The organism is Streptomyces sp. NPDC051563, assembly GCF_044454225.1.
Taxonomy (GTDB): Bacteria; Actinomycetota; Actinomycetes; order Streptomycetales; family Streptomycetaceae; genus Streptomyces.
In genome coordinates, this window is the sequence record NZ_JBITDL010000036.1 from 19,991 (window position 1) to 32,384 (window position 12,394).

The following is a 12,394-nucleotide window of genomic DNA, read 5'->3' on the forward strand; positions in this document are numbered from 1 at the left end:
CGCCGGGGGGGGGGGGGGGCCCGGGGGGGGCCGGGGGGGGGGGGGGGGGGGGGGTGTGGGGGGGGGGGGGGGGGGGGGGGGGGGGGGGGGGGGGGCCGGCGTGGGGGGGGCCGCCACCCCCCCCCCCCCCCGGGCCCGCCCCCCCCCCCCGGGGGGCGGGGCCCCCCGCCCCCCCCCCCCCGCGGGGCGCCCCCGCCCCCCCGGCCCCCCCCGGCCGTGTCGGCGCCGGACGGTTCTCGTCGGCTGTCGTCGGTTCTAGTCGGCGAAGCGGCCGCAGAGCCAGTTGCCCGGTTCCGCCGGGTCGTCGCTCATCCAGAACTGCTGCCACAGCAGGGCGAATTCCTCGCGGCTGAGGTGGCCGTCGCCGTTGAGGTCGAGGAGTTCGAAGACGCCGGTCATGTCCACGGACCGGCCGTTCCAGGTCTCGACGAGCCGGTGGTGCTCCTCCGGCGAGATGCGGCCGTCGCCGTTGGAGTCCACGGCCGCGAACACCGTCTCGGCGGTCGCGGTGACCTCCGCGACCATGGCCGGCAGCCTGTCGACGAGGGAGAGCAGCTCGCCCATGTCGACGGCGCCGTCGCCGTTCGCGTCCCCCGCTTCGAGCAGCGCCGCCCACCAGCCCATCAGCAGCGCCTCGACCCGTACGCGCAGTTCGGTCCCGGGACCCACGCCGGGGAGCCGGCTCCAGCGGTCCACGAGGGCCGTGAAGTCCTCCTCGCGCAGGTAGCCGTCCCCGTCCGCGTCGAACGCCGCGAACATCCCCCTGAGCTTCCGCTCCTGAAACGCGCTGGCCATGAGCTGCCTCCCTCTTAGCGGACAGCGCGTAACTCTAGGCGGGGGCACGCTCCCGCCTCCACGGGCACATGTGGGCGAAGGATCCCCCGTCAGGGGTGTGCGGCCCGCTCGTCGAGGGAGACGCCCAGGCCGTCGGCCAGGGCGGTCAGGGTCGTTCCGAGGGGGAGCGCGACCCGGGCGACGGCGTCGCGGTCGCCACGGGTCGGGTCCCGGTTGACGATCAGTACGGGCTTCCCGGCCCGGGCCGCCTGCCGGACGAACCGGAGCCCGGACATCACCGTCAGCGAGGAGCCGAGGACCAGCAGGGAGGCCGCCCCGTCGACCAGATCGCGGCAGCGCCCGACCCGCTCCGCCGGGACGTTCTCACCGAAGAACACCACATCCGGTTTGAGGATGCCGCCGCAGACCGTGCAGGGAACCGGGCGGAAGTCGCGGACCTGGTCGTCGGTGAGATCGGCGTCACCGTCCGGATTCAGCGCCGCGGGCGTCGGCTCGAAGCCCGCGTTGGCCTCCTCCAGCCGCAGGGCGAGCTCCCGGCGGGAGCCGACGGCGCCACAGGAGAGGCAGATGACCCGGTTCAGGCTTCCGTGGAGTTCCACCACCCCCTCGCTGCCGGCCGCCTGGTGCAGTCCGTCGACGTTCTGGGTGATCACCCCCGAGAGCATCCCGGCCCGCCCGAACGCCGCGACGGCCCGGTGTCCGGCATTGGGCGCGGCGCGCCCGAACGTGCGCCAGCCGAGGTGGCCGCGCGCCCAGTACCGGCGCCTGGCCCGGGCGCTGGCGGTGAATTCCTGATAGGTCATGGGCGTGTGCCGGCGCAGGCTGCCGCCCTCGCCCCGGTAGTCGGGGATGCCCGACTCGGTGGACATCCCGGCCCCGCTGAGCACCAGCACCCCGCCGGCCCGCAGCGCGTCGGCGACCGGACCCGGGTCCGTGGTGCCGGGCGGCAGGTCCGCTGTCGGGGTCCAGCTCAGAGTGGGACGCGTACGCATGCCGCCAGCGTACGGAAGCGCCCGGACATCGGCACGGGTCGGCGGTCCGGTGCTCTTGCCCTCCGGTGAATAACGCTGTTATTTTCTCGGTACGAAGTTTTTCCGGTCACGGGTGCAGCGGGGGTTCTCATGGACAGCACGCACGTCACGATCCTGGACGACGGCCGGGAGACCGTCGTGGCCGCGCAGACCGACCCGGCGGGCCGGGTGCTCCTGACGCCCGAGGCGGCGCAAGCGGCCCTCGGCTGGGTCCGCAAGCCGCACGGATGGTGCCGTGGCGATCTGTGCGTGCCCTCCGTTGCCGCCGCCCGGGCCGAACACCAGGGTCTGCTCGACCCGGTGGCCTTCGCCGGACTCCTCGACCGCCCGGTGGCGAGCGACAGCGGAGTGATCGCCCTCGGGGTCTCCGCGCAAGAGCGCTCGCAGGCCCTGGCCGGCGCCACCGCCCCCGACTTCACGCTCCCCGACGTCGACGGAGTGCCCCACGCGCTGAGCGATCTGCGCGGCCGCAAGGTCGCCCTGGTCTTCTGGGGCTCGTGGTGCGGCTGCCGCTACGACCTCCCCGAATGGGAGCGCCGCCACGCCGCACTCGCGGAGCACGGCTTCAGCGTCCTCAGCGTCGCGGTGGACCGCCGCGCCGAGGACGCCGCACCGTGGATCGCCGAGGCCGCGGTCACCCACCCCGCCCTCATCGACACCGACGGCGTCGTGGCCGACCTCTACGACGTCCTGAACGTTCCGACCGTGCTGTGGATCGACGAAGAAGGGAAGGTGGCCCGCCCCCACGACACCCAGTTCGCGACGGACCTGTTCCGCGAACTGTCGGGCCTGGACTCCGGCGCGGCGCTGGCCGCACTCGACCGCTGGGTCCTCACCGGCGACAGCGGGCTGTCCGAGGAGGACGTCGCCCGGCACACCCGCCGCGCGACGGCCGCCCAGCAGGAGGCCCGTACCGAGGCGGCCCTGGGCCTGTGGCTCCACCGGGACGGCCGCACGGCGGAAGCCGAAGCGCACTTCGCCCGGGCCGAGGAACTCGCGCCGGAGGACCTGACGATCTGGCGCGGCACCATGCCCCTGCGCGGAGTGGACCCGATGGGCGACGAGTACTTCGCCAAGCGCACCGCGCTCACCGAAGCGGGCATCCCCATCTACCGCCCCCTCGGCGACTGGCAGCAGGCATGACCGGCGACCTCTTCGCCCGCACCCAGGCCCAGGGCCAGGAAGCGCTGCGCACCGCCCTCCTCGACCTCGCGGCCCGGCTCCTCGCCGCCGAGGGGGCCGCCGCACTGACCATGCGCCGCATCGCCACCGCGGCCGGCTGCTCGACCACGGTCCTCTACCGCCACTTCGGTGCGAAGGACGGCATCGCCGAAGCCTTGTACGAAGAGGGCTTCGCCCGCCTGCGCCGCAGTCTGGAGGCCGTCCCCCCGTCCGCCGACCCGGCCGCCCACCTGGCCGATCTGGGCCGCGCCTACCGCGCGAACGCCCTGACCGAACGCAACCTCTACCAGGTCATGTTCGCCGGCCTCATCCCCGGCTTCACCCCCACCCCCGAGGCCCGCGCGGTCGCGGCCGCCAGCCTGGAGGTCCTCCGCGAGGCCGTACGGGGCTGCGTGGCGGCCGGCGTCTTCCGCCCGGACGCCGACGTCGAGGAGGTCACCGACATCATCTGGGCGGCCGCCCACGGCTGCATCACCCTGGAACTCGCCGGCCACTTCACGGCACGCACCGCGGAGCGCCGCTACCAGGCACTCACCAGGGCCGGGGTGGCCGCGTTCCTGCACGTGCCGGGGGAGCCGCGACCCGGCTGAAGGCCGGCCCGCAGTGCGTACGTCAGACCGCCGGAGGGTTGAGGCGGGCGAAGCCCTCCTGCCGGTAGTACGGGAAGTAGGGGTAGGGGGCCGTCCGGCTGCTCGCCGCGTCGAGCTTCGCCATCTGCTCGGAGGTGAGCGTCCAGCCCACGGCCCCGAGGTTCTGGCGCAGCTGCTCCTCGTTGCGGGCGCCGATGATGACGGAGGACACGGTCGGCCGCTGGAGCAGCCACCGCAGGGCGATCTGCGGGACGGCCCGGCCCGTCTCCCCGGCGACCTCGTCCAGGGCGTCGACCACGCGGTAGAGGTACTCCTCCTCCACGGGCGGCCCGTAGTCGGCGGTGTCGTGCAGCCTGCTCCCGGCGGGCAGCGGTCGGCCGCGCCGGATCCTGCCCGTGAGCCGGCCCCAGCCGAGCGGGCTCCAGACGATCGCGCCCAGCCCCTGGTCGAGTCCGAGGGGCATGAGCTCCCATTCGTAGTCGCGGCCCACGAGGGAGTAATGGACCTGGTGGGCGACGTAGCGGGGGCGGCCGTGCCGGTCGGCCGCGGCGAGGGACTTCATCGCCTGCCACCCGGAGAAGTTGGAGATGCCGGTGTAGCGGATCTTTCCCGCCCGGACCAGGTCGTCCAGGGTGGACAGCGCCTCCTCGACGGGGGTGCCGGCGTCGAAGGCGTGCAGCTGGAAGAGGTCGATGCGGTCGGTGTCCAGGCGGCGCAGCGCGTCGTCCACGGAGCCGATCAGCCGGGACCGGGAGGTCCCCGCATCGCCGGGCCCGTCGCCCACGGGCAAGCCGGCCTTGGTGGAGATGAGGACCTGGTCCCGGCGCCCCTTGAGGGCGGCTCCCAGGACCTCCTCCGAGGCGCCCGCGGAGTAGACGTCGGCGGTGTCGAACAGGGTCACCCCGGCGTCGATGCAGATGTCCACGAGGCGCCGCGCCTGCTGCACTCCGGTGTCGCCCCAGGCGCCGAACAGCGGCCCCTGGCCGCCGAAGGTGCCCGCCCCGAAGCTCAGTTCCGGCACCAGAAGCCCGGACGTACCCAGTCGCCTGTATTCCATGACGCATCCCCTCATCACCCGCAGCTCCAGCTAATGGGGCTGCGGTTCCGTTAAGATGGCTCGAGCGTACCAAGCCCTGAGGCTTAAAGGAACTGGAGTCCCGTTATGGAGTTCGCCGCAGCAGAGCCCGACGGCATGCCCGGATCGGCCGACCAAGGGGCCGGGCCGGGATCCGGGCCGGGGAGCGCGCGCCCCGGAGGGCGTACGGCGCGGGTGCGGGAAGCAGTGCTCCGGGCCGCCGAGGGCGTCCTGGCCGAGCGCGGTTTCGCCCACCTGGACCTCGCCGACGTGGCGCGGCGCGCAGACGTCGGGAAGACCACCGTCTACCGCCGCTGGGGCACCGTCGCCGGACTCATGGCCGACGTACTCCTCGACATGGCGCAGCAGTCCGTCCCGCGGGCGCAGACGGGTTCGCTCCTCGGGGACCTGACGGCCAACGCCAGGCTCGTGTGCCGCACCCTCGCCGACCCCCGCCAAGGAGCCCTGTTCAAGGCGGTGATCGCCGCCGCCACCTGCGACCCGAAGGCGGCGCAGGCCCTGCACGGCTTCTACGCCGCGCGCGTCGAGGAATGGGCCCCGTGCGTCCGGGAGGCCGCGGCCCGCGGGGAGGTGCCCGGCGGCACCGACCCGCACGAGGTGATCCGCGCGGTGTCCGCCCCCCTCTACTACCGCCTCCTGACGACGACCCTCCCGCTCGACGAGGCCGCGGCCGACCGCTCGGCGGCCGCGGCGGCGGCGGCCGCCCGCGCCGGGGTGTACGTACGGGAGATCTAGCTAGGGCGTGTCGATCAGGGCCGGGCGGTTCTTCTGCAAGGACGCGCGTGCACGAGGGGCGCCGCGGCCCGGGCGCAGGTTATGGGTAGATTGCCGGATGCGGGGAAACTGCTCGACAACAGCGCGCCGCCGCATAGAGTCCCAGCTCAGGAAGCCGGTTCAGGCAGCTGTGGGAACGAACCGGGGCCGCTGGGTCCGGCCTCCTCGACAACGCCCGGTCACAATGAAGTGCCGGGCGGTGCGGTGGCCGAGAACGGAGAGGGATCTGATGAGCGGGGCCGACGAGGGACGGCAGTGGCCGGACGAGATCAGTGTCGACAACGCGAGGACGACGCTCCTGCAACTCCTCGCGCGCGCAGGGGTTCCCGCCGATGACGCGGGCCAACTGATCGGCCTGCTGGAGGCGGGCGCGCTGGCGCTCGCGCACGAGGAACTGAGCGGCCGGGACCTGAGCGCGCCGGGGGACAAGGGCGAAGCGTACGAGTCGGGATGGCTGGACGGCGCCGGGGACCTGCTGGCGGAGCTGGGCGCCGTCACCGAGCGGACCCTGCTCCGGGTGGTCAGCCCGGAGGGAGAACACGAGGCGGCCGGACAGCGCCCGCGGGCCAGGCGCATGGAGGTGGAGCGGACGCAGGTCGCCCTCACGCCCCTGTACCTGTCGTTCACCGAGGTCTCGGAACTGGACCCGGAGGCCACCGAGGAGGTGCTCACCGCCGTCCTCGCCACGATGACCCCGAGGCAGCGGGCCCGCTACGCCGGGCGGCTGACGGAGTTCGCCGAGGACCACCGGGCCCGGCTGGGGCGGCTGTTCGCGACGTTCGGGGCCGGCAGCGCCATCACGGTGCACGGCCGCTTCTCGCTCGTCCACTCCGCCACGAGCATCGCCGTACTCGAGCGGCTCGCCGCCGAGCCGCGGGCCCTGCGGGAGGAGTGGGACGCGGCGGAGCTGCCGCCCGCATGGCTGGACGGGCTGACGACCGCCTGGGACTCCGCGGCCTGACCCCCGGCCGGCGGTTCCGGCCCGCGGCCCGGCCGGGGAGCCACCCTGATCCGCTCCCTTGACCCGGTGTGGCCGGTCGATCAAGATCCCCGCATGAACCTTCCCGGACTGCCCGCCGAAGACCGCGGGTTGAGCCCGTACACCGGCTACACCCGCGCGCACTGGGAGGCAGTGGCCGACGGGCTGCTGGGCGCCGCCTGGCGCTGGGCCACGCCGCGCGGGGCCCTGCTGGAGCTGCCGGGGCGGCCGTCCGTCTCGGGCGTGCGCTCCGACGGGCTCGAAGGCTACGCGCGCACCTTCCTCGCGGCGGCGTTCCGGGTGTCCGGAGCCGGGGGCGCGGACCCGTACGGCTGGCTGGAGCGGTACGCGCAGGGGCTGGCGGCGGGTACCGCGACGCCGGGCCGCGACGACGCGGAGTCCTGGCCGGTCATCCGCGACGTCCACACGGGCGGCCAGCCGATGGTCGAGTCGGCGTCGGTGGCCCTCGGGCTCCGGCTGACCCGGCCGTGGCTGTGGGACCGCCTCGACGGCGCGGTGCAGGACCGCACCGAGGCGTGGCTGCGCGGCGCCCTGCGCCACGTGCCCAGCCCCAACAACTGGTACCTCTTCCCGTACACCGTGGCCGGATTCCTGGAATCGGTGGGACGCGGCGACGCCGAGACGGACAGGGCCCGCAGCCGGGCCCTCGACCTCCTGGAGGGCTGGTACGCGGGCCAGGGCTGGTACGCCGACGGCGACGGGCGGGCCTTCGACCACTACAACGGCTGGGCGCTGCACCTCTATCCGGTGCTCGACGCCCACCTCGCCGGCGGGCCGGGCGGCCTCGCCGGGCCGGATAGCCTCTCCGCCGGGCCGGATCGCCCGGATCCGGCGGGCCACCCGGCGGCCCCGCCGGCCCCACACGGCGACCGCCTGCGGGAGCACCTGGACGGCTTCTCCCTCCTCTTCGGGGCGGACGGGGCGCCGATCCACTTCGGGCGCTCCCTCACCTACCGCTTCGCCGCCGCATCGGCCGTCGGCCTCGGTGCGGTCACCGGCCACACCCCGCTCACCCCGGGCACCTCACGACGCCTCATCAGCGGATCGCTGCGCTACTTCCTCGACCGGGGCGCCGTCGACGCCGACGGCCTGCTGGGCCTCGGCTGGCACGGCCCGCACCGGGCCACCCTGCAACGCTATTCCGGTCCGGCCTCGCCGTACTGGGCCTCCAAGGCCTTCGTCTGCCTGCTCGCACCGGCGACGCACCCCCTGTGGACGGCGACGGAGCAGCCGGCGCCCAGTGAGGGGCCCGACCGGGTGCTCGCCCTGCCCGCGCCCGGGCTGCTCGTCCAGACCACCCGCGCCGACGGGATCGTACGACTGCACAACCACGGGAGCGACCACGTGGGGCCGGACCAGCCGGAAGAGGCCGACGACGAGGACCCGCTCTACTCCCGCCAGGCCTATTCCACGCGCACCGGCCCCACCGAGAGCGCCAACCCCGCGGACAACCACCTCGCCGTGGTCCTGGCGGGAGCCCGCAGTGTCCGGCGGCGCATCCACCCGCTGGGCGGCGGTCAGGGCGACGGCTGGGGCTGGGCCGCGTCCTGGCACCGGCCGGCCTTCCCGGGCGGCGCGCCCGGTGTCCCCGGCCTGCGCGTGGAGAGCGTCACCTTCGTCCGCGGCCGGTACGAACTGCGCGTGCACCGGGTCTGCGGAGCCCCGTACGGGGCCCACGTGGAACAGACGGGCTGGGCCACGGGACCCGAGGAGCCCCTGCGCTCGGAGCTCCACCCGGTGCACGGCTGGGAGGCGCGCGACGAGGTGCGGGCACCAGCCGGTACCGCCTTCACGCGGTGGGCGACCGTGCCCCGCCTGACAGCCGGGACCGGGGGCACGGGCCTGTACGCGGCGCTGGCCGTGCTCACCGGGGAGGCGGGTCCGGCGACGCCGACGACCGAGGCGGTCACCGACGCAGTGACCGACGCAGTGACCGAGGCGGTCACCGACCTGACGGCGGGGCCGGGATCCATCGAGGTGCGATGGGCGCAGGACGGGTCCCTGACCCGCATCGCCTTCGAGCCGCTGCGCGTGGAGCACTTGCCGCCCGCCGCCGGTTAGCGACGGCGAGGACGAGCCCCGCACCCTCCTCGTGCCGGTGGACCGGCCCTACTGGTCCTGGATGCGCCGGAAGGGCCGGTCCGCCTCCAGCTCGAAGGCGAGCTCCAGCAGCTTGCGCTCGGCGCCGGGCCGCGCGGCGAACATCACGCCGACGGGCAGGCCGTCCGGCGTCGCGCTCGCGGAGGGCACCGAGATCGAGGGAGTGCCGACGACGTTGTCGACCGGCGTGAACGCCACGTACGCGAGGATCCGCTCGATGAGCTTCGCGTAGGGAACGGTCGGGCTGAGGTGGCCGATCGGCGGTGTGGTGTGGGCGAGCACCGGCGACATCACGAGGTCGAGGCCGCGGAAGGAGGCCGCGTAGGCCTCCTTCGTCCGCTTCAGCCGCCGCAGCACGCCGGGTGTGCGCCGCCAGTTGCGCAGGTACTCCTCGCGCAGTCCCTGGCTGAGGCCGTCCATGCGGCGCCGGTCGAAGTCCGCGCCGAGGGTCCGGCCCGTGACGCCGAGGAGGAAGGACATCATTCCCCAGTAGGTGAGGAAGTCGTCGGTGAAACTCGGATCCATGGCCAGCTCCACCGGTGCCACGGTGTGGCCGAGCCGTTCGAGCGTCGCCGCGGTGTCCGTGACCGCGGCCCGGGTGGAGGCGTCGGCGTGCACGCCGTTCGGCGAGTCCAGGAGGAACCCGATGCGCAGCCGCCGGGCCGAGGGTCCTTCGACCAGCCCGACGGGCGGCAGCCCGGGGCTCCGCCGGTACGTTTCCGCAGCGGCGAGGAACGCGGCGGCGTCCCGTACCGAACGGCTCACGACCCCGTCGGAGATGATGTCGAGGGGCAGCTGGCGGCCCAGTGCGCTCGCCACGACCCGTCCACGGCTCGGCTTCAGGCCGACGAGGCCGCAGCAGGCCGCGGGTATGCGGATCGAGCCGCCGCCGTCGTTGGCGTGCGCGATCGGTACGGCCCCGGCCGCGACCAGTGCCGCGCTGCCGCCGGAGGAGCCGCCGGCCGAGTAGTCCGTGTGCCACGGGTTGCGCACCGGCTCCGCGCCGTCGTACTCGGTGGTCGGGCTGAACCCGAACTCGGGCAACCGGGTCTTGCCGAGGACCGTGACGCCGCTGCTCAGGAGCTGCCGGGTGAACGGTGCGTGCTCCTTGGCGGCCCGCGGCCGGAAGGAGGCGCTGCCGTGGCCCGTCGGCAGGCCCTGGTAGTCGGTGTTGTCCTTGACGAAGGTCGGAACCCCGACGAAGGCGCCGGCCGTTGCGGCCGAGGGCACCGTTCCGTACGCGGGCCCCGTTCCGGACGCGTGCACCGTTCCGGCCGCGGGCTCCGGGCCGTCGGTGTGCACCTGGACCGCACCGAGCCGGGCGTCGACCACCCGCACCCTTTCCCTGGCGTCCCGGGCGGCCTCGGCGGGGGAGACCTCGCCCCGCCGGATCGCCGCGGCGAGACCGACGGCGTCGTGCTCTCCCAGGGCGTCGTCCCGGAACGCGTGCACGATGGTCGGTTCGTCGAAAGTCGTCACCGCTGCCTCAGCCTCCGCCGTGTGGATGGTTGCCCGCCATCATTGCCTACCGTCAAGTAACACGCGAGGAGTTCTCCGGCCGATCATCATTTATGCTTCATGGCGGCCGCGGGGCGGTGGCTCGTCGCTGTCCGCGGCACCTACGGAACGGCCGGTCAGGCCCGTCGAGGAGGGCGTCCTGTGTCCGGGCCCCGGTCCGGACGGGGACCGCATGACGCTGATCATGAAGATCCGGGATCCGGAATCGGAAGGATCCGAGATCCGGGTTCCGGGGATCCCGAAGGTCATGGGGAATCGAGCGACCGCCGATACGCGTCTCAGTGGGGTGGGGGCGCCCGGCCCACGCGCCCGCGAACAGAAGACCCCCAGGGAGAAGTGAGGAATGCCAGTGATCTGCGTCGGAGGCATGATCGGAATCGGCAAGACGAGCGTGGCCGAGCTGCTCGCCAAGGAGCTGGGCAGCGAAGTCTTCTACGAGAGCGTGGAAGACAATCCGATCCTCCCGCTCTTCTACACGGCGAGCCCCGAGGAGATCGAGGCGAAGCGCTACCCCTTCCTCCTCCAGCTGTACTTCCTCCAGACGCGCTTCGCCGCGATCAAGGAGGCGTACAAGCAGGGCAACAACGTCCTGGACCGCTCCATCTACGAGGACTGGTACTTCGCCAAGGTCAATCACGACCTGGGCCGGATCAGCTCCCTCGAGATGCGGGTGTACGAGGGTCTGCTGGGCGAGATGATGCGCGAGATCGACGGCCTGCCGTACCGCAAGGCGCCCGATCTCATGGTCTACCTCAAGGCGGACTTCGAGACGGTGCTGCACCGCATCGGACTGCGCGGCCGCGATTTCGAGCAGGACGAGGGCCTCGTCGAGTACTACCGGACGCTGTGGTCCGGCTACGACGACTGGGTGAACAAGCACTACTCGGCCAGCGAGGTCCTCGTCATCGACATGAACCGGACGGACGTGGTGCACAACCCGGACGACGCGGCCCGCGTGGCGCGCGAGGTCAGGGAGGCCCTGGCGGCGGGCCGGCTCCGGGGCTGAGACCGGATGTCACGAACTGCCGGAGCAACGAGTCTCGACGCGATGTGACCGGAGCGGGCCGGGGACGCCTTCCCCGGCACCGCTCCAGCACCCTCCCCGTACGGGGATGATCGCCATCCTGGAAGCCCCCTGCCCGGGCCCGGCAGCCCCGCCGCCCCGTGCGTCACTCACCCGCACAGGGCTTCGCGGTCCCCGCTGGGCCTGGTCCTAGGCCTCCCGGCCGTTACGGGCGTCCCGCCTGCCGCTTAGGGTCGGCGTCATGGATACGACGGGCATTCTCGACGAGGCGCTTCAGCGCTTGCACGGTTCCGGTCCCGAGCGGCTCGGACGGCTGACCAATCACGCGCCGATGGCCGTCGAGGCCCTGTCCGCACACGGGCAGGCGGGCTCGGTGCACCGCTGGGTCGACCTCTACGCGGACAAGCTGGAGGAGTTCCCGGCACGCGTCGAGCGGATCACCGCCGCCAACTGGCAGGCCGCCCTCGGCGATCCGCGCCGCTCCGCCGACTGGATCGGGTACTTCGAGCGGGAGATAGCCGACCGGCCCTGGCGCGAAGTGCTGGCGAAGTGGTGGCCGCGCCTGCTCCCCGGCATGTACGGCGGCTCCACGCATCCGCTGATCCGGGTCGGCCACGCCGTGCGCACCCTCCTCGCCGGCGAGAACACCGCGCCGCGCCTGGCCGAACTGGCGCACGGCCTCGGGTACTGGGCCGCCCGCCACCACCCCGTCGCGGAACTCACCCCGTTGCCCGGCGCCCGCAGCGCGGCCGCCGCCCTCGACGCGGTACCTCCCCTCGGCGACCGGAACGGCAGCTTCCCCGACCGCCTCGGCCGGGTCACGGCCCTGCCGCTGTGGGCGGCCGCGAGCACGGACCCCGACCAGGCACGCCTGCACCTCACCGAGCTGGTCCGAGCGGCCACCCACCGCTACGCCACCCACGGCCACGGCGACGAAACCATGCTGGTCCACGCCGCCACCGCCCCCAACGCCGTCCTGCGCACCCTGCCCGCACTCCCGCGCGCCCTGTGGGCCCCCAGCCTGCACGCCGCCTGGACGGCCTCCGCGGCCGTCACCGCGATGTACGCGCCCGACGCCCCCGTCGCGTACACCCCGCCGGGCACCTTCACCGCCGAGGAGGTCTTCGAACGGGCCCGCGCGCACGGCGACGAACACGTCATCAAGCTCACCGACACGGCACTCGACGTGGGCGACGCAACAGCCCTGGCGGCAGCGCTCCGCTCCATCGAGCTGAGCGAACCCCTGCGGTAGCCCTGCCGCATGCCGTTCGCAGGGCGCGGCCG

At 73.8% G+C, this 12,394-nt stretch carries 11 protein-coding genes; 7 read left to right on the forward strand and 4 right to left on the reverse strand.

Annotation, left to right across the window (positions count from 1 at the left end):
- Window positions 1-255: 255 nt before the first annotated feature.
- A complete protein-coding gene (locus tag ACIA8F_RS32915) occupies window positions 256-795 on the reverse strand; it encodes an EF-hand domain-containing protein (protein WP_399384337.1) in 540 nt (179 codons plus the stop codon).
- An 89-nt stretch (window positions 796-884) separates the two neighbouring features.
- Window positions 885-1,787: an NAD-dependent protein deacetylase gene (locus ACIA8F_RS32920; protein WP_399384339.1), complete on the reverse strand. Its 903-nt coding sequence runs from the start codon at window positions 1,785-1,787 to the stop codon at window positions 885-887.
- Between the two features lie 129 nt (window positions 1,788-1,916).
- On the opposite strand from ACIA8F_RS32920, the gene ACIA8F_RS32925 reads away from it, so the two are divergent.
- Window positions 1,917-2,969, forward strand: coding sequence for a redoxin domain-containing protein (locus ACIA8F_RS32925; protein ID WP_399384341.1), 1,053 nt, complete (start codon window positions 1,917-1,919; stop codon window positions 2,967-2,969).
- On the forward strand, window positions 2,966-3,598 hold the full coding sequence (locus tag ACIA8F_RS32930) for a TetR/AcrR family transcriptional regulator (protein ID WP_399384342.1): 633 nt from the start codon (window positions 2,966-2,968) through the stop codon (window positions 3,596-3,598). Before ACIA8F_RS32925 ends, ACIA8F_RS32930 begins: the two co-directional genes overlap by 4 nt.
- Before the next feature lie 22 nt (window positions 3,599-3,620).
- Here the strand turns inward: ACIA8F_RS32930 and ACIA8F_RS32935 are convergent, their stop codons facing one another.
- Window positions 3,621-4,655: an aldo/keto reductase gene (locus ACIA8F_RS32935; RefSeq protein WP_399384344.1), complete on the reverse strand. Its 1,035-nt coding sequence runs from the start codon at window positions 4,653-4,655 to the stop codon at window positions 3,621-3,623.
- A gap of 135 nt (window positions 4,656-4,790) precedes the next feature.
- On the opposite strand from ACIA8F_RS32935, the gene ACIA8F_RS32940 reads away from it, so the two are divergent.
- The 3 genes from ACIA8F_RS32940 (at window position 4,791) to ACIA8F_RS32950 (ending at window position 8,529) form a co-directional block, all read left to right on the forward strand.
- Entirely contained in the window at window positions 4,791-5,429 is a 639-nt protein-coding gene (locus tag ACIA8F_RS32940) for a TetR/AcrR family transcriptional regulator (RefSeq protein ID WP_399384426.1), read from the forward strand.
- A 268-nt stretch (window positions 5,430-5,697) separates the two neighbouring features.
- Window positions 5,698-6,429, forward strand: a complete 732-nt coding sequence (locus ACIA8F_RS32945) for a hypothetical protein (protein ID WP_399384346.1) — start codon at window positions 5,698-5,700, stop codon at window positions 6,427-6,429.
- 93 nt (window positions 6,430-6,522) lie between these two features.
- Window positions 6,523-8,529 carry a DUF2264 domain-containing protein gene (locus tag ACIA8F_RS32950; protein WP_399384348.1) on the forward strand — a complete coding sequence of 669 codons (2,007 nt, stop codon included), beginning with the start codon at window positions 6,523-6,525 and terminating at the stop codon, window positions 8,527-8,529.
- Between the two features lie 48 nt (window positions 8,530-8,577).
- Here the strand turns inward: ACIA8F_RS32950 and ACIA8F_RS32955 are convergent, their stop codons facing one another.
- Window positions 8,578-10,047 carry an amidase gene (locus tag ACIA8F_RS32955; RefSeq protein ID WP_399384349.1) on the reverse strand — a complete coding sequence of 490 codons (1,470 nt, stop codon included), beginning with the start codon at window positions 10,045-10,047 and terminating at the stop codon, window positions 8,578-8,580.
- Window positions 10,048-10,429: 382 nt separating this feature from the next.
- Between ACIA8F_RS32955 and ACIA8F_RS32960 the strand changes: the two genes are divergently transcribed.
- Window positions 10,430-11,092 (forward strand): deoxynucleoside kinase, encoded by a 663-nt coding sequence (locus tag ACIA8F_RS32960; RefSeq protein WP_399384351.1) that lies wholly within the window; start codon window positions 10,430-10,432, stop codon window positions 11,090-11,092.
- Between the two features lie 259 nt (window positions 11,093-11,351).
- The gene (locus ACIA8F_RS32965) at window positions 11,352-12,362 is read left to right on the forward strand and encodes a questin oxidase family protein (protein ID WP_399384353.1); all 1,011 of its coding nucleotides are present in this window, start codon (window positions 11,352-11,354) and stop codon (window positions 12,360-12,362) included.
- Window positions 12,363-12,394 lie beyond the last annotated feature (32 nt).